At 54.3% G+C, this 23953-nt stretch carries 17 protein-coding genes; 7 read left to right on the forward strand and 10 right to left on the reverse strand.

Annotation, left to right across the window (positions count from 1 at the left end; genetic code table 11):
• The first annotated feature begins 56 nt into the window (after positions 1-56).
• From K0B01_09520 to K0B01_09535, 4 genes are all read left to right on the forward strand, one after another.
• Positions 57-356 (forward strand): type II toxin-antitoxin system HigB family toxin, encoded by a 300-nt coding sequence (locus K0B01_09520; GenBank protein ID MBW6486374.1) that lies wholly within the window; start codon positions 57-59, stop codon positions 354-356.
• Positions 356-778 carry a hypothetical protein gene (locus K0B01_09525; protein ID MBW6486375.1) on the forward strand — a complete coding sequence of 141 codons (423 nt, stop codon included), beginning with the start codon at positions 356-358 and terminating at the stop codon, positions 776-778. Before K0B01_09520 ends, K0B01_09525 begins: the two co-directional genes overlap by 1 nt.
• 79 nt (positions 779-857) lie before the next feature.
• A complete protein-coding gene (locus tag K0B01_09530) occupies positions 858-7160 on the forward strand; it encodes a DEAD/DEAH box helicase (protein ID MBW6486376.1) in 6303 nt (2100 codons plus the stop codon).
• Positions 7161-7170: 10 nt separating this feature from the next.
• Positions 7171-9315, forward strand: a complete 2145-nt coding sequence (locus K0B01_09535) for a UvrD-helicase domain-containing protein (GenBank protein MBW6486377.1) — start codon at positions 7171-7173, stop codon at positions 9313-9315.
• A gap of 481 nt (positions 9316-9796) precedes the next feature.
• On the opposite strand, the gene K0B01_09540 is transcribed toward K0B01_09535, so the two are convergent.
• The 10 genes from K0B01_09540 to K0B01_09585 all read right to left on the reverse strand — a co-directional run bounded on the left by K0B01_09540 (position 9797) and on the right by K0B01_09585 (position 20354).
• Complete coding sequence (locus tag K0B01_09540) at positions 9797-11854, reverse strand: KUP/HAK/KT family potassium transporter (protein ID MBW6486378.1); 2058 nt, start codon at positions 11852-11854, stop codon at positions 9797-9799.
• 84 nt (positions 11855-11938) lie between these two features.
• Entirely contained in the window at positions 11939-13072 is a 1134-nt protein-coding gene (gene mtnA / locus K0B01_09545) for an S-methyl-5-thioribose-1-phosphate isomerase (protein ID MBW6486379.1), read from the reverse strand.
• An 8-nt stretch (positions 13073-13080) separates the two neighbouring features.
• Entirely contained in the window at positions 13081-14514 is a 1434-nt protein-coding gene (gene gatB, locus K0B01_09550) for an Asp-tRNA(Asn)/Glu-tRNA(Gln) amidotransferase subunit GatB (protein ID MBW6486380.1), read from the reverse strand.
• A complete protein-coding gene (gene gatA / locus K0B01_09555; protein ID MBW6486381.1) occupies positions 14514-15971 on the reverse strand; it encodes an Asp-tRNA(Asn)/Glu-tRNA(Gln) amidotransferase subunit GatA in 1458 nt (485 codons plus the stop codon). Before gatA ends, gatB begins: the two co-directional genes overlap by 1 nt.
• 97 nt (positions 15972-16068) lie before the next feature.
• Positions 16069-16356: an Asp-tRNA(Asn)/Glu-tRNA(Gln) amidotransferase subunit GatC gene (gene gatC, locus K0B01_09560; GenBank protein ID MBW6486382.1), complete on the reverse strand. Its 288-nt coding sequence runs from the start codon at positions 16354-16356 to the stop codon at positions 16069-16071.
• A 248-nt stretch (positions 16357-16604) separates the two neighbouring features.
• Positions 16605-17033, reverse strand: coding sequence for a type II toxin-antitoxin system VapC family toxin (locus K0B01_09565; protein MBW6486383.1), 429 nt, complete (start codon positions 17031-17033; stop codon positions 16605-16607).
• A complete protein-coding gene (locus K0B01_09570; protein MBW6486384.1) occupies positions 17030-17302 on the reverse strand; it encodes a type II toxin-antitoxin system Phd/YefM family antitoxin in 273 nt (90 codons plus the stop codon). Before K0B01_09570 ends, K0B01_09565 begins: the two co-directional genes overlap by 4 nt.
• Positions 17303-17532: 230 nt before the next feature.
• The gene (locus tag K0B01_09575) at positions 17533-18753 is read right to left on the reverse strand and encodes a cytochrome b N-terminal domain-containing protein (protein ID MBW6486385.1); all 1221 of its coding nucleotides are present in this window, start codon (positions 18751-18753) and stop codon (positions 17533-17535) included.
• A gap of 40 nt (positions 18754-18793) precedes the next feature.
• Positions 18794-19111 carry a metalloregulator ArsR/SmtB family transcription factor gene (locus tag K0B01_09580; protein ID MBW6486386.1) on the reverse strand — a complete coding sequence of 106 codons (318 nt, stop codon included), beginning with the start codon at positions 19109-19111 and terminating at the stop codon, positions 18794-18796.
• Between the two features lie 181 nt (positions 19112-19292).
• Entirely contained in the window at positions 19293-20354 is a 1062-nt protein-coding gene (locus tag K0B01_09585) for a histone deacetylase (protein MBW6486387.1), read from the reverse strand.
• Positions 20355-20754: 400 nt separating this feature from the next.
• On the opposite strand from K0B01_09585, the gene tatB reads away from it, so the two are divergent.
• From tatB to K0B01_09600, 3 genes are read left to right on the forward strand one after another with little or no spacing between them, the layout of a single operon-like run.
• Complete coding sequence (gene tatB / locus K0B01_09590) at positions 20755-21069, forward strand: Sec-independent protein translocase protein TatB (GenBank protein MBW6486388.1); 315 nt, start codon at positions 20755-20757, stop codon at positions 21067-21069.
• Between the two features lie 42 nt (positions 21070-21111).
• Positions 21112-21894: a twin-arginine translocase subunit TatC gene (gene tatC, locus K0B01_09595; GenBank protein ID MBW6486389.1), complete on the forward strand. Its 783-nt coding sequence runs from the start codon at positions 21112-21114 to the stop codon at positions 21892-21894.
• On the forward strand, positions 21891-23945 hold the full coding sequence (locus tag K0B01_09600; protein ID MBW6486390.1) for a PBP1A family penicillin-binding protein: 2055 nt from the start codon (positions 21891-21893) through the stop codon (positions 23943-23945). The genes tatC and K0B01_09600 overlap by 4 nt, the downstream gene beginning before the upstream one ends.
• Positions 23946-23953 lie beyond the last annotated feature (8 nt).

Here is a 23953-nt window from a genome sequence, read left to right on the forward strand (position 1 = left end):
CTGGTTCCCATTTAAGGAACTTTTGCCTTGACAGTGGCCGTAAAATGAGGTAGCTAATGCACATAGTATCACGGAAGACGTTGAAATCATTTTATGAAGGATCGGATTATTGCGATGCTAAAGGTCCCCTGGAATCGTGGTTTCACGAAGTTTGTAATGAAGAATGGAAGACGCCTTCCGACGTCAAAGTAAAATACAGGTCAGCCAGTTTCTTGAAGGACAACCGCATCGTGTTCAATATCGGCGGCAATAAGTATCGTTTGGTGGTTAAAGTGAATTATTCGTTGAAAATAGTGTTCATACGCTTTGTGGGCGCCCACGCGGAATATGACAAGATTGACGCGGAGGTGGTCTGATGATTTCCAGGGTGATCAAGACAGAAGACGATTATCAAAAGGCGCTGGCCCGAATCGAAGAACTTATGGAGGCCGAAGCCGGCACGCCGGAAGGGGATGAGTTGGAACTGCTTTCCGCATTGGTTGGATTATACGAGGAAAAGCAATATCCGATTTCCTTGCCCGATCCGCTGGAGGCCATCAAGTTTCGCATGGAGCAGATGGGGCTGCGACAGAAGGATATGGTAAGCTACCTGGGCAGCAAGAGCAAGGCGTCGGAGATCCTAAACGGCAAGAAACATCTAACCCTCAGAATGATGCGGGCCTTGCACAGGGATTTGGGCATCCCGGCGGATGTTCTCCTGCATTCAAGACAACCCCAATTCCCTATTGCGGTTCCGGCAACGCCGGAAACCAATTTGGGAAGACAAGAGGTTAGATAAGCAGTTATATCCCTGAGTACCTTTGAACGAAATGGAACTTCTCAGCATTTGCTGAAAGGCAATTGAAAAACGAGGGAAGATGATCCCATCCGTCCTGTCGAGTCAGATTCAGAGAGGCATTGAGGACTTTCTCAAGACGACCTTCCCGGTTTCCACGCCTTTTTTCCATGGCGTGATGGACCGCTTTCTGAACGAGGATGGCGGCATTTTCAAGGGGCCTTATCTTTCGATCAGGCTTCCCTACCGAACAGCGGCCATCGGGCAGGACTACTTCCCCGGCATCCCCCTTCATTTTACGCCCTACCTCCATCAGGAACAGGCCTTTCGCAGGCTTTCCGGGGAACGGCCTTTATCCACCATCATCGCCACGGGAACCGGTTCGGGAAAGACGGAGTCTTTTCTCTATCCCATTCTGGATTACTGCTGGCGACACCGGGGCGAACCGGGCATTAAGGCGATCATCATCTACCCCATGAATGCCTTGGCCACGGACCAGGCCAAACGCATCGCCCGGTTGATTGATGACAACCCGAATCTGAAGAACCAGCTCAAAGCGGGTCTCTATATTGGTGGTCAGCAGGGCGAAAAGGCATCACAGGTCATGGGGCATGAGCAGCTCATCACCGATCGTGAGACCCTGCGTCTTAAGCCCCCGGACATCCTGCTTACGAACTACAAGATGCTCGATTATCTGCTGATCCGGCCGCGTGACTTGCCCCTGTGGAAGGAAAACCGGCCGGAAACCATGAAATATCTGGTGGTCGATGAGATTCATACCTTTGACGGCGCCCAGGGAACGGATCTGGCCTGCCTGATCCGGCGCTTGAAAAGCAGGCTGAAGATGGAGAAGGGCCACCTTTGCTGCGTGGGGACCTCCGCCACTTTGGGCGAAGGGAATGACAGGCGGGTGGGCCTGTATGCGGAAAAGGTGTTTGGCGAGACCTTTCCCCCTGAAGCCATCATCACGGAGTCCCTCGTCACGGCGGAGGAGTTTCTGGCAGACAGTCCAATGGAGCGCAGCCTGGTGATTCCGCCGGAACAGATGGCGGCTTTGAACCCGGACAGCTATGAGAATGACCAGGCGTACCTCAAGGCCCAGTACGAGCTTTGGTTTGGGGAAAAGCCGATTAACAATGAGACCTGGCCTGTTCAGGTGGCGGAGAAGCTGGGGAATCACGGTTTTTTCGGAAAACTCGTTCTGGCACTTAACGGCAGGATCGTACCCATCGATGAGCTGACCCTGCTGTTCGAGCGGTTCACGCCCGAATTTGCCGCTGCGCCCGCTGAGTATAAGCGTCTGGTCATGGACAGCATGATCGCCCTGATCTCGGCGGCCAGGGTCGTAATGGGAAACGGACTGTCACCCTTCCTTAACGTCCGTTTGCAGCTCTGGCTCCGGGAACTCCGCCGGATCGTCGGCAACGTCGGAGAGCCGCCGGCACTCCGCTTTTCCGATGACCTTCGAGGCGAGGACCAGTGCCGGCATCTCCCCGTCCTCCACTGTCGAGAGTGTGGCGCCATGGGATGGGGCGGAACGAAACGCGAGCAGGATCAAAATATCAATCCGGACCTGCAACATTTCTACGCCTCCTTCTTCCATTATAGTCCGACGGTGGTGGCCCTTTTCCCCGTCGAAGGAACGTCGGAGGGCGCGCAGCAAGAATTCGGCTGGGTGGTGTGCGGTGACTGTCTGCACGTGGCCCTGGGGGAAAACGTCAAAGACGCCGCCTGTCCGGCGTGCGGCGCCAGGAATCGCCTGATTCCGGTCTTCATGCCGAACCAGAGGAGAAAAGAAAGGGACGCCGTGAAAGGCAGCCATGACTGTCCCTATTGCCAGGGTTACAACAGCCTGACCATCCTTGGTTCGCGGGCGGCAAGCCTGACAAGCGTGGCCATCAGTCAGCTTTATGCCTCAAAATTCAACAATGACAAGAAACTCCTGACCTTTTCCGACTCCGTGCAAGATGCTGCTCACCGGGCCGGTTTTTTCGCTGCCCGGACGTACCGGTTCAATCTCCGGGGAGCGATTCAGAAGTTTTTAATCGAACAGGCGACCGAACAGCTTCTGACAAAAATCCCTGCTGGTTTTGTCCGGTACTGGCAAAAAAAGCTGGGAGAGGAAACTTTCATTGCCACGTTCCTGCCGCCGGACATGGCCTGGCTCACCGATTACGAAGTGCTGGTGGAGTCGGGAAAGTTGCCCCCGGAATCGACTCTCCTGGAGGAATTGGCAAAAAGGATCGATTGGGAAATCATCAGTGAGTACGGCTTCAACAGCCGGATCGGCCGGACCCTGGAAAAGACAAGTTCTTCCGTGGCCTGCGTGGAACCCGCTCGACTCCGGGATGCAGCAGATGCGCTTTGCGAAACCCTGCGCAATGAAATAGGGCTGCTGCGGGACCTCGACGGAGAGACGGTCGCACGGTTCCTGGTCGGATTTTTGACCCAGTTGCGGACAAAGGGCGCCCTGTGCCATCCGGCCCTTCAAACGTACGTCGATAATTGGGGAAGTTGCTTTTTAACCAATAAAATAAGATGGATGCCAAGCTTCGGCCGTTTTTCCCGGACGCCGGCTTTCCTGACCACCAAACGCGGTGTCCGCTTCGACACCCTCATGAGCGGAGGGAAATCCCGACCCACCTGGTACGAAGACTGGCTTCGAAAATGCTTTGGTTCCATCCATCCCCAGATCGGCGAATACGGAGAAGCCATCTTCCCGCTTGTGGTCCAGGCACTCGTGAAGAAAGGGATATGCCGGGAAAGGCAAGTCCAGGGAAGCCCCGTCTGGGGAATAGACGCGGATCATTTAAGCGTCACCCGCAGGGTGGTTCAGTTCCGGTGTCAGACGTGCAGCCATAATGTTTCCGTTGCTGCCGGCGAAGAAGCCCTGTGGCAGGATAATGCCTGCCTGCGCTACACCTGCCAGGGGCGGTACGACAGGGAGGCGCCGGCAGAGGACTATTATGGGCACCTTTATGCAACCGGCGATGTGCAGCGACTTTTTGCCGCCGAACACACCGGGCTTCTCAAGAGAGAGAAAAGGGAAACCATAGAGAAGCGGTTCATGGCCGATGATTCCCCTTCCGGTTCTCCTAACCTCCTGTCCTGTACGCCAACCCTGGAACTGGGGATCGACATCGGCGATCTTTCCTCCGTCATTCTCTGCTCCGTACCACCCGCTCAGGCCAATTACATGCAGCGTATCGGTCGTTCCGGACGGAAGAACGGAAACTCCTTCAATTTGACCGTCGCCAACGGCCGACCCCACGATCTGTATTTTTATGCCGAACCCAAGGCAATGCTTGCCGGCGGGATGGAGCCTCCGGGCTGTTTTATCGACGCGCCGGCTGTTCTGGAGCGACAGATGACGGCCTTTTGCTTTGACCGCTGGATCGAGTCTGGCATTCCCGTGACGGCCATTCCCGAAAAACTGGGCCAGGTTCTGGGGCAATTGGGGGGCCATGGGAATAACAAGAAATTTCCGTTCAACCTGATCCAGTATGTGGAACACCATCGCAGTCAACTGCTGGCCGACTTTATATCGCTGTTCGAAGACGCCTTGACAGCATCCTCAAAGGAGCATATCCGCGGGTTCATTTATGGCAACGCCGAGGGAATAAAGAGCCTGACCTATCGGATCATCGAACGGCTCACCGGCCTTGACAAGGAACGCGCCAGTCTCCGCAAAAGGGTTCAGAAGCTGAATCAATTCATCAAGGAAAAAGAAGCCAATCCGATTCGTGATCAAAACTATGCGGACCACATGGATGATCTCCTCCGGGAAAAGGCGGCCCTCAACAGCATCATTCGCCGGATGAATGAAAAGGAAATCTACAATTTCTTTACCGATGAGGGGCTCTTGCCCAACTATGCCTTTCCGGAAGCCGGCATCATGTTGCAGTCGATCATCTATAAAAAGAAGGCCAAACCCGACAAAGAGGGATCATACAAGACGACGACCTATGAATACGAACGCCCTGCCGCTTCTGCAATCCATGAACTGGCGCCGGACAACCATTTCTATGCGGAAGGGCGAAAGGTCAAGGTGGATCAGGTCAATTTGACCCTTTCCGAAAGCGAGGAATGGCGCTTTTGCGACAGTTGTTCCCATATGGAGCTGGCAGCGACGGGCGATACTACAGCCACATGCCCTTCCTGCGGCAGTGTCATGTGGAGCGATGACGGCCAGAAACGGCGGATGATCCGCATGCGACAGGTGATGGCGACCACATCCGATCGAGACAGTCGCATTCAGGATGATCATGATGAGCGTGAGCCTGAATTCTTTCACAAACAGCTCCTTCTGGACATGGATGAATCTTCCGTAGAATCGGCATTCAAAATCAGCGATGAGGATTTCCCCTTCGGGATGGAATTCGTCCGCAAGGTCACATTCCGGGAGATGAATTTCGGCAAGCGGGACAATGGGAGTGAGACCATCCTGATTGCCGGCAAAGAATACCCGAAAGACGGCTTCGCCATCTGCCGCGTGTGCGGGAAGGTTCAGGGAAACAAGGAACCAAGGCATACCCTGGCCTGTCCCCAGAAGGATGCCGACCCGAAAAAGAACATTCTCGATTTCCTCTATTTTTACCGTGAATTTTCATCCCAGGCATTACGGATTCTTCTGCCGGCAAAACCCCTTTCCTCGCAGGACAGAACCCTTTCTTCATTCACCGCGGCCCTCTATCTGGGGTTGAAAAAGAAATTCGAAGGGAATATCGATCACCTGAGAACAACCATCCATGAAGAACCCTCACCTGATCATCACTACCGGAAACGATACCTGGTCCTGTATGACATGGTCCCCGGCGGAACGGGGTATCTGAAGGAGCTCATGCAAAACGAACAGCCGCTCATGGATGTTTTTCAGATGGCTCTGGACACCTTAAAGGCCTGCGTTTGTCATCAGGATTCTGAAAAGGATGGCTGCTATCGCTGTCTCTATGCTTACAGGAATAACTTTGAGCGGAACAATACTTCCCGTGATACGGCCATCGAGCTCTTGTCTGAAATCCTCAAGCGCCGGGAACACCTGGTCAAAACCGACTCCCTGAAAAACATGTCGGGCAATCCCCTTCTGGACAGCGAATTGGAGGAGCGCTTCATCGAGGCTTTGCGATCCTATGCGGCGAAGGATATCAAAGTGACCCTTCGCCAGGAGATCGTCAACCAAAAACCCGGCTGGTACCTTAAAGTGAATGACAGGGCCTATTACATTGTTCCGCAGGTCGAACTGGGGGCTGCGGACGGCGTTGCCGTTCCATCCCGGGCGGATTTTGTCTTTTACCCGGTGCGGCATAACGAAGGCAAGCCCATCGCCGTCTTCACGGACGGCTTCATGTATCACGCCGGGAAGGGCGATCAGAATCGCATCGGCAAGGACATGTCGCAAAGAATGGCCATCGTCCGGAGCAAACGATACCGAGTTTGGTCACTGTCTTGGGACGATGTGGAAAACAGTCTCCAAAAAAAAGGCGGCCATTATGACAATTTCCTGAGCGATCGGAAAGAGAGGGTCAATGCACTGCACGCCCAATATGACGATCTCTTCCGCGTCCAGCGATTGGCGGGGCTCCGTGATCAATCAGGTTTTGATATGCTTATGGCCTGGCTTGCCGATCCGGAACCGCGGATGTGGGAGATGCATGCCCTCATCCATGGGCTGGTTCATCTGGATTGCAGTTGCCGCGCGGAGGAGGGCCGGTCAATCGCCGATGGCTTGTGGCAAGACGCCCCTTGGTCCGAAGTACGCTGTGAAATCAAGACAGACACGGCGGGCAATGCCCTGGCCGGCCTCTATCGGAAAGATCTTGGAGAGCTGCCCCTGATCAGGCTCATCGCCTGTTTGGCGAAGGAAGATTACGCGGAGAACCGGTTTCACAAGAACGCCATTATCTGCAGGTTTTTCGATGATGACGATCTTGCCGAAACGCCCCATTTCAAGGCGGCGTGGAACGGTTTCATCCGGATGTACAACATCTATCAATTCATTCCGAATGCTATCTTCATCACCTCGAAAGGGATCGCCGAGGGACAATATCTGTGGCTGGAGACGGCAAATGATGGGGCTGTAAAGAAACCCGAATCGGTCTCGACAGCCCTTTCGAAATTGATGGAGGTAACGGATCTTACGCTTCATGAACTGCTCTTGTTTTTGGCGAAGCATACTCTCCCCCTTCCCGAGGCCGGGTTTGAGCTTTGTAACGATAAGGATGAAGTCGTCGCTTCAGGAGAACTTTGCTGGCCGGAGAAAAAAATCGCGCTGCTCAGGGGTGATGAAATGTGGTTTGCAGGGGTATTTACCTCCCGGGGCTGGCGAACAGCGCCCCTTGACGATCTGGTGAGGGAACCGTTCAAATGCCTTGAATTACTCCAATAAGGAGATGAAAATGTCCAAGCCGATACAGAAGATCACCGTTGCGATATCAGACGATTTCTTGAAGTCCTTTTCCGCCATTCCCAAAAAACAGCAATCCAAGGTTCGGGAGTTCGTGGAGAAATTCCGCGTGAATCCTGCATCGCCTGCCATTAATTACGAGAAGATTCAGATGGCCAAGGATCAAAACCTTCGGTCTGTTCGCATCGATCAGGATTATCGAGGAATTGTTTTAAAACCGGCTTCCGGCAACGTGTATATGCTCCTCTGGGTTGATCATCATGACGATGCCTATGCATGGGCGTCAAATCGTGTTTATTCGGTTCACGCAGATACGGGCAGTCTCCAGGTTGTGAAAGTCGAACAACAAACCGCTTTGCAAACTGCTGACGGCCCCCAGAAATCGGAGCATGCAGAACAGATGCTCTTTGATGCCTTTGGAGATGTCGAGCTCCTGCAACTCGGCGTACCAGTTCTCTTGCTGCCTCTGGTTCGCCGGATTGGGAATCAGACGGCCTTGGATGCGCTGGAGAGTCAACTTCCCCAAGAGGCCTTCGAGGCGCTTTTCTTCCTTGCCGAGGGGTTTTCCCTGGAAGAGGTCCTCAAGGAGACGCTCAAGGAACAGCCGCCGGCCAAGGTGGATACCGCAGATTTCGTTACCGCCCTTGAGAAGCCGGACAGCAAAAGGCGTTTCCATGTGGTGGAGGGGGCGTTGGAACTGGCGGAAATACTGAATTCACCTTTGGAGCTGTGGCGAATATTCCTCCATCCTTCCCAGAGAAGCATTGTGGAAAAGGATTTCAATGGACCCGTTCGCGTTCTTGGCGGGGCAGGAACCGGCAAGACCGTGGTGGCGATGCATCGGGCGAAATGGCTTGCGGAGAAGGTCTTTATGGGGGAAAGCGAGCGAATCTTGTTTACGACCTTCACCAAGAATCTGGCGGCGGATATCCAGGGGAACCTTCGCAAGCTGTGCCCGGCGGATGTGATGAAACGAATTGACGTCGTCAATCTGGATGCCTGGGTCATCCAGTTCCTGAAAAAGCATGGCTATCATTATGGGTTGATCTTCCAGGGCGAGACGGGATCATATTGGCAAAATGCGCTCAATCTTGCACCCGCGGGTCTGAATATCGATGAATCATTTTATCTTCAGGAATGGACGCAGGTGATCCAGGCTCAGGGCATTAAGACGGTCGATGAATACCTGAAGGCTTCGAGAGTCGGGCGACAAAAGAAACTGACCCGCCCAATGAAGCAGGCCATCTGGACTGTTTTTGAGGAATATCGCGCGCAGTTGAATGCAAAGGGCTTGAAGGAAATAACCGATGCCGTCAGAGACGCCCGCATCATCCTGCAAAACAAGGGGGACATTTTGCCTTACAGGACCATCCTTGTGGATGAGGCCCAGGACATCGGTCCGGAAGCATTCAAGTTCATCCGACAGATGATTCCGGAATCCCGCGGAGAGTTGAAAAATGATCTTTTCATCGTGGGGGATGCCCATCAGAGAATCTATCGCAACAGAGTCGTTTTGAGCCGCTGCGGCATAAATATCAAGGGGCGGAGCAAAAAACTCAAAATCAATTACCGTACAACCGAGGAGACGAGAAAGTGGGCTGTCCGGTTGCTGGAGGGGAAAGCCGTTGACGATCTTGATGGAGAACTGGACTCGCAAAAAGGGTACAAATCCTTGCTCCACGGAGACTCTCCAGAGGCCCGATGCTTTCATTCCTTTGCCGAGGAAGTGCAGTTCATTGACGGTTATCTGAAGCAACTGGCAAAGGCCGGGATTGATGTGAATACGGTCTGCCTTGTGGCAAGAACCAATGGACTGTTGAAGCAATATGAAGCGGCACTGCAGGAAAAGGGCTTGAAAACCTATCTGATTAAACGAAGTGTCGCGGAAGACAGGGGAGCGCCGGGTTTGCGCTTGGCGACCATGCATCGTGTCAAAGGCTTGGAATTTGATGAGGTGATCATTGCCAGCGTCAACGAGGGTGTCGTGCCCCTGCAATTACCTTCCATGAATGATCAATCTGCGAGCCAGGCAGAAGAAAACGAAAGTTTGGAACGCGCCCTGCTTTACGTTTCCGCGACACGGGCAAAAAAAAAGGTGCTGATGACCAGTTGTGGAGTGAAGAGCCGATTCTTGTAAATTTACAGGTCCGAGATAATTGCAAAACTATTTGTCATTCCCGAATGCTTCTATCGGGAATACGGTTTTTCAAGCAGTTAGAACCAGATTCCCGCTTAAAATCATTGCGGGAATGACAGAATGTGAGAGTTTTGCAATTGGCTCGTCCTCATAAATATTGGTTGGGCAGCATAGGGTAGAAGGATGGATCGTTCAGAACAGGTTGTATTTGAATGCTTGTCGCATCGCTGGTTCCGCGATGTCGTGTACGAGCCGAACGGCAATATACCGCCTGACGTCCTCAAGACGTCCTCAAGAAAAACAAACTTGACAGGGGAACATGCCGTTGTTTTGTTTGCGGATGACCGTATCGCGTTTTCCCGGGCGAATAGGAAGCGGATATCTTCGGGATTGAGGTTAAGGCGCAACGCTAAGTATTGAAGAGTTTGCAAAATAATTGGCCTGGACGGGGAAAAAGTGCGCTGAAAGCAGCCCCGCTTCTCTAATCCGCGCCAGTTGATTTCAGATCGACGGGATCGTCGTCGAGGACGATTACGTGGGCGGATTTGCGCCCGATGACAACCGGGATGATCGTTTTGTTGCGCCCGGCAAACTCGCGCAGGCCAAAATAGCGGTCGGCGGAATTGGTAAAGCGCATGATCGTCAGGAAAAATCTCAACATCAGCCGCCGGAAAAGCCGTAAAGAGGAGTCGAGCAATATCTCCTCCTCGCCAACCTGAATGGTCCAGCGCCTCTCATTGATCCGTAAGAGCCCTTTCCTCTTGAGCGTCCGCAGCAGAACAGGAACATCCGGTTTCTGCGTGTAGCCATAGCGCGCGTTGACAGCTACGGTATTCACGCCGAGCGAAATCACGTCAAAGCGCTCCGTGTCGGGAACGACCGGCCTGCTCAACTGGGCAACGTTCAGCAGGATGATGTGTTTGGGTATTGCGCCGTTACGCCGGATATAGATGCGCAGGCCAATTGGGCAGGGGTCGTCGGGCGACAGGACGGGCCTTGAGGTCATAAAAACGATGGCCCGCTCGACCTGGGCTATGCTGCGCATGCCAAACTGGGTGCGCAGGTGCGGGCTTTCGGTCATCTGCTGCTTCAACTCCAGGTAGCGCTGGAGGGGAACATTCAGAAACTCGGAAAAGGCGAAGGCCAATTGCGCCCTCCCCCACTGCCAGGTCTTCATCAGGTAAAAGAGGAACAGGGCGATCACGATCGGAACGAAACCGCCAGCAAAAAACTTCAGCGTATTTGCGGAAAAGAAGGAAATATCCAGCAGCAGAAAAAAGAGGCATGCCGGGCCGATCAGGTACCACTTCCATCCCCAGCCCCGCGCCACGAAATAAAAGATAAACGATGTGATGGCCATCGTCCCAGTAACCGCGATACCGTAAGCTGCCGCAAGCGAACTCGAGGTCTTGAAACCTATCACCAGAAGCAGGCAGCCGGCCAAAAGAATCCAGTTCACCGCGGGGATATAAATCTGCCCTTCGATTTCTGCCGACGTGAAGACAATTTTGATGCGGGGGAAAAACCCCAGGGCAATTCCCTGCCTCGTCATGCTGAAGGCGCCCGAAATCAGCGCCTGCGAGGCGATCACCGTGGCCATTGTCGCCAACGCAACGACCAGATAGATGACCGGGTCGTACTGCGGAAAGAGGGCATAGAAGAGATTGTTGTTGAGAACAGGAGCACTGTCGAGCAGCCGCGCACCCTGACCGAAATAGTTTAAAAGCAGGCAGGGAAAAACGAACGAGTACCAGGAAAACTGGATCGCCCTACGCCCGAAATGCCCCAAATCGGCAAAGAGGGCCTCGACCCCGGTGATGGCAAGCACTACCGCCCCGAGAACGAAGACTACCCGGAGGCCGTGGGTGTGGAGAAATTGGACTGCATACAGCGGATTGACCGCCTTAAGCACGACGGGATGAGCAATAATCCAGACCAGACCGGCGACGCCGAGGGTGATGAACCAGACGATCATGATCGGGCCGAAAATCCCGCCAACGCGCGCCGTGCCGCGGCTCTGGAACAGAAAAAGCAGCAGGAGGGTGATCACCGTCAGCCAGATGACGGCGGGCTGGAAGGCGGACGTTATCACCTCCAGCCCCTCATAAGCCGAAAGCACCGAGATCGCCGGGGTAATGATGCCCTCGCCATAAAGAGAGGCTGCGCCGATCATAACGGCAGTGGTAACTGCCCACATAAACCCTTTGGATCTTACTTTTCTGGTATTTTGCTCTCTGATGATCCCCAGCAAGGCAAAAATGCCCCCTTCGCCGTGAAAATCGGCGCGCAGCACCAAAAGGACGTACTTGATACCCACAATAAGCAGCAACGTCCAGAAAACCAGCGACAGAACGCCCAGGACATTTTCCAGGTTGCGCGCCAGCGGGTGCGCCCCGAAGAAGGTTTGTTTCATTGCGTAGAGGGGGCTCGTACCGATATCGCCGTACACCACCCCCAGCGCGGCAATGCCCAGCGCCAGCAAGCTCGTCTTTTTGGAAACGCCGCACTCAACATTTTTTGCTGTGGGAGAAGAACTCAAATCAATAACCTTTCTTCATGCCTGATCTTTTTCAGGCCGGGCAGTTATAGAAAGACGACCGGGATGTGTCAAGCGAAAGTCGAATTATTCTGCGGACGGCTGATGGAGTGATTTTATGCCGGCGTCAAAGGGCGGACGGATTACGCCTTTTTCGGTGATGATCGCGGTTATGAGGTCTGCCGGGGTAACGTCGAAGGCGGGATTCCAGACGCAGACTCCTGCCGGGGCGGTCTGGACGCCGCCGCAGTGAGTTACCTCGGCGTGCTCCCGCTCCTCGATAGGAATCTGGCTGCCAGCGGCGAGGGAGGTATCGATTGTCGAGAGGGGGGCAGCGACATAGAGGGGGAGTCCGTGGGCGAAAGCAAGGACTGCAAGGCCGTAAGTACCAATCTTGTTTGCAGTATCGCCATTCGCGGCGATGCGGTCGGCCCCAACGAGCACCAGATCGACCTGCCTTTGTTTCATCAGAAAAGCCGCCATATTGTCGGTAATCAGGGTGCAGGGGATGCCTTCGCGGGTCAGTTCCCAGGCGGTAAGCCTTGCCCCCTGGAGAACGGGGCGCGTTTCGTCGGCGTAAACGTGGAGTTTTTTGCCTTTTTCCCAGGCCGCCCGAACGACGCCGAGGGCCGTTCCGTAGCCGGCGGTGGCGAGCGCCCCGGCGTTGCAGTGGGTAAGTATCCGGGCGCCGTCGGGTATGAAATCACTGCCGTTTTGACCGAGGCGGATGTTGATCGCGATATCCTCCTCGCATATCTGAATGGCCTCGGCGATCAGGATCTTCTGAATAACCGCGAGCTCCGCTGCACTGATTGACCGGGGAGGACTGGCCGGGGATAAATAATTGTGATTTTCAAAACTTTGACCGTTTTTTGACAACTGCTTCAGGGCTTCGTTAAAACGGCCGCGCATTCGCTCTATCCCCCAGAACAGGTTCCGGGCGGTCGGGCGGGAGACCGAGAATTGACTGCATATTTCGTCAAAATCATGCTCTATCTGGAGGGGTGACTCGCCAAAGAGGGTAAGGGCGCCGAGGGCAATTCCCATTGCCGCCGCGACGCCGATGGCCGGAGCGCCGCGGACCGTCAGGTTTTTGATCGCAGCGACCACCTGCCGGTAATCGGAGCAGACAAGGTAGTTTTCCTCGATCGGCAAGGCCCGTTGATCGAGCATGACCACGGCGTTATCTTTCCAGAAAAGCGTCCGGATCGGGTCCTTCATGGGATTCATTAATGTTTTGCCAGCATTTTTTGCAGCAGGTCGTTAAGCATCCGGGGGTTGGCCTTGCCGCCCGTCGCCTTCATCGCCTGGCCGACAAAGAAACCGAAGAGCTTTTCCTTTCCGGACTGATACTGGGCAACCTGGTCGGGGTTTTTTGCCAGAATTTCGGAAAGCGCAGCAGTCAGGGCATCCCCGTCGGTGATCTGGACGAGCCCCTTTTCCCTGATGATCTCCTCCGGTGTCCCGCCGGTTTTGTACATCGCCTCGCTGATATCCTTGGCCATCTTGCCGCTGATCGTCCCTGCCTGAATCAGGCTGATCATCGCGGCGAGATTGGCCGGGGCAACCGGGCACTCCCCGACGGTTTTCTTCTCGTCGTTCAAAAATCTCAGGATATCTCCCGTCACCCAGTTCGCGGCGGCCTTCGGCTGGCCGGAAAGGCGGGCAACCTCCTCAAAATAGTCGGCAAGCGCCCGGCTTTGGGTAAGCACCCCGGCGTCATAGGCGGAAAGCTGGTATTCGCTGGAAAAACGCTCCCGCTTTTCCAGGGGCAACTCCGGCAGGGCGCGGCGGATTTCGTCTTGCCATTCGTCGTCAACCACTATGGGGACAAGATCAGGTTCGGGGAAGTAGCGGTAGTCGTGGGCCTCCTCCTTGCTCCGCATCGCTTTGGTCACCCCCGCAGCATCGTCCCACAGACGGGTTTCCTGGACCACCACACCGCCGCTTTCGAGCAGGTATTGCTGACGTTTGAGCTCGTATTCGAGGGCACGCTGAACATTCCGGAAGGAATTCATGTTCTTGAGCTCGGTCCTGGTGCCGAATTCCTTCTGCCCAACCGGACGCAGGGAGATATTCGCGTCGCAGCGGAAGCTCCCCTCCTCCATGTTGCCGTCGCAGATCTCCAAATAAACAAGGATTTCGTGAATCCGCCGGAGATAAGCCGCCGCTTCCTCGGCGCTGCGCAGGTCAGGATCGCCGACAATCTCGATCAGGGGCACCCCGGTGCGGTTCAGATCGACATAGCTTACCGGGCTGTTTTCGTCGTGAATCAGCTTGCCGGCATCCTCTTCCATGTGGATCCGGGTTATCCCGATCCGCTTTTTGCCGCCCTCGGTTTCGATTTCGATCCAGCCATGTTCAACGGGCGGCTCGGCGTATTGGGATATCTGGTAGCCCTTCGGAAGATCTGGATAAAAATAGTTTTTTCGGGCGAAACTCGATTCCCGGTTGATCTGGCAATTGGTTGCCATCGCCATTTTCAGCAGAAAATCGACGACCTTTTTGTTCAGCACCGGCAGCACCCCGGGCATCCCGAGGCAAACCGGACAGGTATGGCTGTTCGGCTCCGCGCCGAATTTGGTGGAGCAGCCGCAGAAGATCTTCGTATCAGTCAAAAGCTGGGCGTGCACCTCCAGCCCGATTACAGGTTCAAAATTCATTAGAGATTCGGTCTCCTTTTCTCGATTTGGGCGTATTTTTCATAGGCCGAGGCGATCTGGAGCAAACGGCCCTCCTGGAAGTGCCCCGCCAGAAACTGCACCCCGATCGGCAGGCTGGAGGCGCTGTAGCCGCAGGGGACTGATATACCAGGAATTCCCGCAAGATTTGTCGAAATGGTAAAAAGATCGGAAAGATACATCTGCATCGGGTCATCCGTTTTTTCGCCGATGCGAAAGGCCGGGGTCGGCGTTGTCGGCGTCAGAAGCGCATCGCAGGTCTGGAATGCCAGGTCGAAATCCCGTTTGATCAGCGAGCGCACCTGAGAGGCCTTCTTGTAATAGGCGTCATAATACCCCGATGAAAGCGCATAAGTACCGATCATAATGCGCCTTTTTACCTCGTTTCCAAACCCCGCCGAACGGGTCTTTTTATACGTGTCGAGCAAGTCGCGCCCCTGCGGAAAGCGGAAACCGTATTTAACTCCGTCGTAGCGGGCCAGATTCGAGGAGGCCTCCGCCGGCGCCACGATATAGTAAACGGCGAGACAGTATTCGGTATGGGGAAGCGAAATCTCCACGCATTGGGCGCCGGCTTCCTCGATGGTTTTGATTGCCCCGCGGACCGCCTTCTCAACCTCGGGGTCGAGCCCGCCGACAAAATACTCCTTCGGAATGCCAACTTTCCAGCCAGCGATTCCCTTGCCGAGAAACTGCCGGTAATCGGGCACTTCCTGATCAGCCGACGTGGAATCGCGATTGTCGTAACCGGCAAGCACGTTCATCATGAGCGCGCAATCCTCGACGTCCTTCGTGAACGGGCCGATCTGGTCGAGAGAAGAGGCAAAGGCAATGAGCCCATACCGGGAAACCCGGCCGTAGGTGGGCTTCATTCCGACGATGCCGCAGAGAGCCGCCGGCTGACGGATCGAACCGCCCGTATCGGAGCCGATTGCGGCAATGCACTCGTCGGCCGCGACCGCCGCAGCCGAGCCGCCGCTGGAGCCACCGGGAATTCTCGAAAGATCCCAAGGGTTTCTGGATGTTCCGTAATAAGATGTCTCGGTGGAGGAACCCATTGCAAATTCATCCATGTTGGTCTTGCCGATGAATACCGCCCCCGCCGCGCGCAGTTTCTCGATGACGGCCGCGTCGTACGGCGGCACGAAATTGGCAAGCATCCGGGAGCCGCAGGTCGTAAGGGTTCCTTTTGTACAGGCGATGTCCTTCAGCGCGATCGGGATGCCGGACAAAAGCCCGCCTTCGCCTTTTTTAATCGCCGCGTCAGCCCGCTTCGCCTCGGCAAAGGCCGTTTCTTTCATCAGCGTGATATACGCATGGACATCCTTTTCCACCGCCTCAATTCGGGCAAAGGATGAGGCCGTTATCTCCTCGGCGGTGGTCGCGCCGGAACGGAGTTTTTCTTTAAGTTCGTGAATTGTCAGTTGATTCAATTCCATAAAGCATTTCTCTTTCTTCTCTTGATGGGGAACAACCTTTGATATCCCGTGAGCTCCGCTTTGCACCGGCGTGACGCTTTGTCGCGATTTCTCCTCGTTATTCGATTATCTTCGGCACCTGGAAAAAACCGCCGCGCGTCTCCGGCGCATTGGCAAGCGACTGCTCCGGGGGAAGGGACTCTCCGACGACGTCCGTCCGGAAGGCGTTCTTGCGCAGAGTCGCGTTGGCCAGCGGCGTCACCCCGGCCGTATCCACCTCGGAGAGCTTATCCATATAACTGAGGATATCGTTCATCTGGGCGGTGAATTTTTCCGTTTCCTCTTCCTTGAATTCGAGCCTTGCCAAATGGGCCACCCAGGCGACTTGATCCTTGCTAATTTTGATATTATCCAATTAAATCACCTCGTTTTTCAATTATCCAACGGCGAAACCGCGCCGCCAACTTACCCATATAATGTTCGGGAGTAATATTTCTTTCAGCCGTGAAAATCAAGCCGTTTTTACCGCATGGTGTCCAAACGGGTCAGGTTTTAAAATAATTTTTATTCGGGCGAGCTACATCAATACCTCGGCGGCAAAGATGCACACGGCAGCGTCAAGTTTTTCATTTTCTGTTAGAGATATTTAAGCAATTAAAGCCACCCCGCCGGCAGGCCTTCGGCCAGATTGTGAGAAATGGCCTCGGAGGCGATCAGGCGATGAGCACGCGCATCGAAGGTGAGCCAGATGCCTCCCAACTGGCGGGCAAGCGCCGCGTAACACGCGTCGTAACCGGTGAGCCCGTCCGCCACGAAGTTTGCCGCATCGCTGGCCAGTTGCTCGGTCATTGGCTGCCGGAGGACTCCCCCCTGAATCATCGGCAGAACGCCCTCAACGAAAACTTCACGCCCGCGGGGATGAATGCGACAAAGAACGGAAAACACCTCAAAACAGAACAGTTCCGGAATCGCAAAAAATTCCGGCTGATCGATCCAGCGCTCCAATACGGCATCGGCAGGGGAATTGCGCTCTTCTGCAAGAAACCACTTCACGGTAACGGAGGCGTCCACGATCCAGATCATACTTCATACCCTCTTAACTCTCGCAGCACATCCGTGCTGCCTTTTCCCCCGATTCGCCCGGCCCGAAGGGATTCTATCTTCTCAAGAAGCTTCCGCTTTTTTTCTTCCGTCTGAAAATCGAGAAACCGTCTTTCAAACTGTTCGGGGGTAACCAACACGGCCTGAACCTTTCGTCCCTTGCTGATAAGTACCGGCTCTCCGGTTTCGCTGAGTTCCTCCAAGATTGCGCCTAACTGATTTCTTATCTTCAACGCGTTAACATTTTTCATGATTTGTTCCCTCAGCCCTTTCTCTTATAGAGGTTTAACGATCATAAAAAGCAGACCATACACTTCATGTGTAGATGTATATATACACATTTCTGAAGACAATGCAATTGGCTATAGAGCAAAGGGTTCTGATTTTCTGATAATGCCATCAAAAAGGAATCGCTGTACTTACAACATGCAAGAGAAGGGGGGAGCCCACTTCAATCAACCGAATATTCAACGCTTAAAAACTACCTGGGTGCATCGGGCGAGGATTTATCGAGCTGGATGATTCCCAGCAGTTGCTCAAACTCTTCGGGTGCAAGCCGTACCGGCGGCATCATGGCGTTTATCCTGATATCACGAGGATTTTCCAGCCATTTCTTCAGCCTGTCGGGATTCCACGATTCCGCGTCACGATATGTCCGGGGATAAAATTCGGAAAAGAGACCGGAGAGGTTCGGGCCAATATAGCCGCTCCCCAGTCCGCCCGCTCGTTCGCTGAGGATTTTGTGGCACTTGCCGCATTGTCCGGCAAATACGTTCTTTCGGATATTTTTCACGTCCTGAAAATGAACTGCGAGGGCGGTTTCTCCCGTCGGCGGCTTTGCAAATTTTACACGCGCCAGGATGGCATTCACCAGATCGGCAATCTGGACGTCGCTTGCATGGAAGTTCGGCATAAAGAGCACCGGCGCCCTGATTGACTCGTAGATATCACGGGCCTTTCCCGTCGCTCCCGTCACATCGAGACTGCCCGCCAGCCGATTTCCCTTTTCCTCGTAACGATGACAGCGCCGACAGGAGAGTCGCTCCAGAAGTTTTTTCCCCCGGTCCTTCCGGATACGGTAAAAATGGAGGCCGGAAAGAGAGAGCACCGAAAGCGGCAGCAGCACGATGTGCAGTATGTAAAAGCGCAGCAGCGACAGCGGCTGGCCGACTCCGTCGGGCACGAGGATCCCCCGCACCGGGGGCCCCAGAAACGTTGTCCCGACCAGCTCCATCCCCGTCTGGGTCGCCCACAGGCTGAGCTGGTCCAGCGGCAGCAGATAGCCGGTGTAAGCATCGAAAATCGTAATGCAGAGGAGTGAAAACCCGATCACCCAGTTGAGCTCGCGCGGCTTGCGGTAGGCCCCGGTAAGAATGACCCGCAGGGTGTGGAGAAAAATGAGGACGAGAAAAAGGTGGGAAGAAAGCCGGTGCAGACTCCTCAGATACCGCCCCCCCAGACAGATTCTTCCAGAAACAGGATGGATTGAAACGCCCGTTCCGGCGCGGGCTGCTAATAGAAAAGGAGCAGCAACCCGGAGGCGATAAGCAGTAAAAACGAGGTAAAGGCCGGCCCGCCCAGGCAGAAGGTATAGGTTAACCGCAGATTGCCCAGCAGTACAATCCGGGGGAATATGTGTTTCAAAAAATCCTTGAACAAAAAAATCGTCTCCCCACTGAGAAATTGCCGTCAAAATTGGCAAATGTTTCCGCTTCCTGTCGCTGTCGATCCATAATTACGGTTTATCTCTTCAGCCCCTCCAATTGCTTCTCCACCTTGTTTTGAACAACGGCCGTCGCACACGAAAAGAAATTCGCCACACACGGCACTTCGAGTCTGTAGATCATTTCCCTGCCGACTTTCCGTGAAGAAATGATGCCTGATTCTTTCAGAACAAGCAGATGTTTGGAAATAGTGGATTTATCCAAATTGAATAATTTAAATATTTCGGAAAAGGAGCGTTCACCATCCAGGATAAATCCGATGACCATCATCCGCACGGGATGGCCCATCGCCTTAACAACCTTAGCCCTCAATTCCGCTTCGGAAAATGTTATCAAATACTTGCTCCTTCAAATCGCTAAGCTGCTGTTCATATGCCTTCCAACCAATCTTTTGTCAAGGTAAATTTATTGGCGATACGACAAACTGATCAAGCGATTGCGGCGCCGCTGCCGAAGGCTTCCCAATCTTCTGCTGCCCCGTGAAAACCCGGATTGCCGGGATGAGACATTGATGGCGTTATCCCTTTAAAATCGGCCAATAGGCCGCTTGCAGCTTCCGCACTTTTTCTATTGCCGGTTCGTTATCCAAATTGGCCTTGCCCGCCAGACGCGCCACCGCTTCGGGCGTGGTCCGGGTTTCTCCGAGAAACTCCAGCAAAACCGCCCGCACGCATTTTACCAAACCCTGAACATTATACCCGCCTTCCAGCGCCGCAACAATGCGACCACCGCAAACTTCTTCCGCAAGATCGAGCAGCAGGCGGGCCAGGCAGGCAAAGCCCGCGGGCGTCACCCTCATCTCCCCGAGCGGATCGCCTTCATAAGGGTCGAACCCTGCCGAAACCAGGATAAGCTCCGGGCGGAATTTATGGGCTACCGGCAGAAGAATATCTTGGAAAACTCTTATGTATGCGGCATCGCCCGCACCGGGCCGCAGGGGAACGTTGATCGTATAGCCGGCGCCCTCCCCCTGCCCGATTTCCTCCGGGCGGCCCGTCCCCGGGTAGGCGGGAGACTGATGCGTCGAAAAATACAGCACCTGTTTATCATCATAAAAGGCATTCTGCGTGCCGTTGCCATGATGGAGATCCCAATCAACGATCAAAACGCGCTTCATCCCCAGCCGGGCCATGGCGTGCATGGCCCCGATGGCTATGTTGTTGAAGATGCAAAAACCCGCCGCATCCTTTCCCTGCGCATGATGACCAGGCGGTCGCACCAGGGCGAAGGCGTTGTCCGTCTCCCCGGAAACAACGCTGTCAATGGCGGCAATAACCCCGCCTGCGGCCAGCCTTGCCGTAGCGAACGTTTCGGAAGTTGCGGCGGTGTCGGGATCGAGCATCGTCAGGGTCTTTCCCGTCGTAGCAGCGACAGCCTCGATATACGCGGGGAGGTGCACCCGCTCCAATTCGTTTTGCAGGGCGTATCTCGCCTCGATATTGCTGAATTTCCACGACATATCGGGATTTTCGAGCATCTCGTAGATCGCCGTCAACCGCTCGGGAGACTCGGGCGGGCTGAAGACGCCGCCGTGCCGCACATATTGAGCATTTTTAACAATTCCGGTATTTTTTGCCATCTCTTTCCTGTATCATTGATGAAGGGCAAACGTTCCGGGAGCCGCTGCATCCAGGGAAGCGCCTTCGCAATGTCTCCATAATCGGGAATATCACGGGAAATCAGCGATATCCTCGTTCCGCTGGTGTAGTCGCGATCACAATCGTCAAGGGAGAAAAGATCGTTTTCCCCGCTGCTTCCCCAGCGGGACTTTGGTTGTTACTAATATGTGAGGCTGGCCGCTGTCAAACTCTTTTATGCGATGCCTGTCCGGGCAGCCCCGTCCCCCGGAAAAACCGGCAACCCCGGAAAAGCTATTGACAAAATTTCCCTCATGCGGTTATAAGCGGCAAGGAAAATGCACTCGGGAATCTCCAGAAACCCGAAAGAATTGAACGTTTGATTCGTTATAGGTGTGGGTCATGTTTGGTATTGGTATGCCGGAGTTGTTGGTAATCGCGGTAGTCGCATTGCTTGTGGTGGGCCCCAAGAAGCTGCCTGATATTGCCAAAGCATTGGGCAAGGGACTTTCTGAATTCCGCAGGGCGGCCGACGGCGCCACGGAAACGATCAAGGAAACTCTGAAAACCGACGAGTTGAAAAAGGACATGGACGGCATAAAAGAGGCCCTGCTTCATGGCGGCAAGGAAGAGACAAAAAACGCCGCTTCCGATTCTACCGCGGCCGAGGATAAAAAGAATTCCCCCAAAGACGCCGAACCCAAACCTCATGAATAGCCTTCCGCAGGCGCCTCTAAACATTTTTTTACCGATAAATCTATGGAAACGGAAAATTCAGAAGAAGAAGAAAAACTGCCCCTGACCTCGCACCTTGAAGAGTTGAAGGCGCGTCTGATCAGGGTGCTGATCGTAATCGGCGTCGGCTTCGGGGTCTGCTATCTGTTTAAGGACTGGTCCTTCAGGGTAATCACCAAACCGCTGGTAGAGGCGCTGCCGGCGCAAAGTTCGATGATCTTCACGGGCCTTCCGGAGGCTTTTTTCATTCACATGAAGATTGCCTTTTTCGCTTCCATTTTGCTGACGGCCCCTTACACCCTGTTCGAGATCTGGCGCTTCGTCTCTCCCGGGCTTTACAAAAAGGAAAAACGGACAGTCGTTCCGTTTGTCTTTTTCTCCTCCCTCCTTTTTGCCGGCGGGGTGCTGTTCGGTTATTTTATCGCGCTGCCGCCGGCCTTTCGTTTTTTTGTCAGCTTTTCAACCGACTTTTTAAAGCCGATGATCTCGTTTCGTGAATATTTGAGTTTGACGCTTAAATTTCTGCTCGCCTTCGGTCTCAGTTTCGAGATGCCGGTATTCATGTTTTTTCTTGCCAAGATCGGGGTCGTCAACTCAAAGATGCTGGCAAAGCAGCGGCGCTACGCAATTCTGATTATTTTTATCGCCGCCGCCATTCTCACCCCGTCCCCGGATGCCATCAGCCAGATTCTGATGGCGGGTCCGCTCCTGGTTCTCTATGAGGTCAGCATTGTTCTGACAAAATTCGCCGGCAAGAAAAAAACATCCCCCGAAGAAGCCGAAAACGAGGAAGCCGACCAATCATGACGCTTAGACATTACACCCCGGTAAAGAAGAGGCGATCATCCCGCCGCTCCCTTCTGGGGATCGCCGTTATTGCTTTTATAGTGCTTTTTGTCGGCGCCGCCCTCGCGGGAAGCAGTCTGGTATATTTCGCGCTGCTGCAGGAGCTGCCCAGTATTGCAGCCCTGAAGGATTACCGCCCGAGCATCACGACCAGGGTCTATGCGGACAACAACGAACTGATTGACGAGTTTTTTCTCGAAAACCGCAAGGTTGTCAAGTACGAGGATATCCCGAAGATGGCCATCCAGGCCTTTATCGCCGCCGAAGACTCGCGTTTTTTCCAGCACGGCGGCTTCGACACGCAGAGCCTGTTTCGGGCCTTTTTCAAGAATGTCCGGGCGGGGCACATCGTCCAGGGGGGAAGCACTATTACCCAGCAGGTGGCAAAACTGCTTTACCTCTCCCCGGAGAAGAGCTACACGCGCAAGATCAAAGAGGCGCTCCTCGCCCTCAAGATTGAAAAATATCTGACCAAAGAGGAGATTATCACCCTCTATCTGAACCATATCTATCTCGGCCACGGAACCTACGGGATCGAGGCGGCCTCCCAGGGATATTTCGGGAAAAGCGTAAAAGAGCTGACGCTGGGCGAAATCGCGATTTTGGCCGGACTTCCAAAGGCGCCCAGCGCTTATTCCCCCTACCTGCACCCTGACAAATCCTACCAGAGGCAAAACTACGTCCTCACCAGGATGCTGGAGGATGGATACATAACGGCCAAAGAGCGGGACCGGGCGCTGGCGACAAGGGTGCGGTTGCGCTCGATAAAGCCAAAAGACAAGATCGCCGCTTATTTCATTGAAAACATTCGCCGCTACATCCTGGGAAAATACGGCGGAGACGTCCTTTACAAGGAAGGTCTGGAGGTTTACACAACGCTCGACATCAAGATGCAGCTGGCGGCGCGGGATGCCGTTGAACGCGGTGTAAGTGAAGTAGAAGAGCGGGAAGGCTACAAAAAAGGGGAGCTTCAGGGTTCCCTGTACGTGATGAATCCGAAAACAGGCGCCGTGCTGGCGATGGTGGGAGGACGTAATTTCCAACACAGCGAGTTCAACCGGGCGACTCAGTCCCGGCGCCAGCCGGGTTCGGCTTTTAAACCGCTGATCTACACCGCCGCCTTCGACAAGGGAATGACGCCCTCCACGGTTATCATTGATTCCCCGATCGTCTATCCCGATCCCCAGCAGCCGGACGGGGTGTGGACGCCTCAAAATTTTGACCGGAAATTCCTCGGACCGACGACGCTGCACAATGGCCTGATCCATTCCCGGAACATCATCTCGATCAAGATTCTGGAAGAAATAGGGGTGGATTACGCGATTTCCTATGCTAAAAACATGGGAATAACCTCGCCTTTGGTACGCAACCTCTCTTTGGCCCTCGGCACCGCCGGCGTTACCCTGCAGGAACTTGTCCAGGCTTACGGGGTGCTTGCCAACGGGGGGCAGCGGGTTCAGCCCTTCTTCATCAAAAAGATCGTCGATCGCACCGGACATATCTTTGAAGAGACCCAGCCCAGGTCTGAACAGGTGATGGACCCGCGGATCGCGTTTGTGACGACATGGGTCATGCAGGATGTCGTGGAAAGCGGCACGGCGCAGATGATAAAGAAGCTCGGAAGACCGGTGGCCGGGAAAACCGGGACAACTGACGATACCCGCGACGCCTGGTTCCTCGGTTTCACCCCGTCGCTGGTTGCGGGGGCATGGGTGGGATTCGACCAGGAAAGATCGATGGGACGACAGGAGGTGGGTGGCCGGGCGGCGGCGCCGATCTGGCTCTATTTTGCACAAAAGGCTTTGGAAGAAACGCCTGCCGAGCAATTTCCCGCCCCGGAGGGAATCGTTTTCGTCAAGGTCAGGCAAAAAACCGGTGTGCCGGATCAGGGATCGGGCAAGGATGTGATCTATGAATGTTTTCTCGAAGGAACAACCCCCGATGGCGTCGAGACGATCCTCCCGGAAAATCTGCCCACGGCAATCCCGAGAGCGGAAGTGGAGTCGGATTGATCGTTTGG

The sequence above is a fragment of the Syntrophobacterales bacterium genome (assembly GCA_019429105.1).
In the GTDB taxonomy this organism is placed as follows: domain Bacteria; phylum Desulfobacterota; class Syntrophia; order Syntrophales; family UBA5619; genus DYTH01.

Excerpts from the sequence above, each read along its gene's own strand:
- K0B01_09520 (MBW6486374.1), top strand. The coding sequence starts at position 57 with ATGCACATAGTATCACGGAAGACGTTGAAATCATTTTATGAAGGATCG.
- K0B01_09525 (MBW6486375.1), top strand. The coding sequence starts at position 356 with ATGATTTCCAGGGTGATCAAGACAGAAGACGATTATCAAAAGGCGCTG.
- K0B01_09530 (MBW6486376.1), top strand. The coding sequence starts at position 858 with ATGATCCCATCCGTCCTGTCGAGTCAGATTCAGAGAGGCATTGAGGAC.
- K0B01_09535 (MBW6486377.1), top strand. The coding sequence starts at position 7,171 with ATGTCCAAGCCGATACAGAAGATCACCGTTGCGATATCAGACGATTTC.
- mtnA (MBW6486379.1), bottom strand. The coding sequence starts at position 13,072 with ATGAAGGACCCGATCCGGACGCTTTTCTGGAAAGATAACGCCGTGGTC.
- gatB (MBW6486380.1), bottom strand. The coding sequence starts at position 14,514 with ATGAATTTTGAACCTGTAATCGGGCTGGAGGTGCACGCCCAGCTTTTG.
- gatA (MBW6486381.1), bottom strand. The coding sequence starts at position 15,971 with ATGGAATTGAATCAACTGACAATTCACGAACTTAAAGAAAAACTCCGT.
- K0B01_09565 (MBW6486383.1), bottom strand. The coding sequence starts at position 17,033 with ATGATCTGGATCGTGGACGCCTCCGTTACCGTGAAGTGGTTTCTTGCA.
- K0B01_09570 (MBW6486384.1), bottom strand. The coding sequence starts at position 17,302 with ATGAAAAATGTTAACGCGTTGAAGATAAGAAATCAGTTAGGCGCAATC.
- K0B01_09585 (MBW6486387.1), bottom strand. The coding sequence starts at position 20,354 with ATGGCAAAAAATACCGGAATTGTTAAAAATGCTCAATATGTGCGGCAC.
- tatB (MBW6486388.1), top strand. The coding sequence starts at position 20,755 with ATGTTTGGTATTGGTATGCCGGAGTTGTTGGTAATCGCGGTAGTCGCA.
- tatC (MBW6486389.1), top strand. The coding sequence starts at position 21,112 with ATGGAAACGGAAAATTCAGAAGAAGAAGAAAAACTGCCCCTGACCTCG.
- K0B01_09600 (MBW6486390.1), top strand. The coding sequence starts at position 21,891 with ATGACGCTTAGACATTACACCCCGGTAAAGAAGAGGCGATCATCCCGC.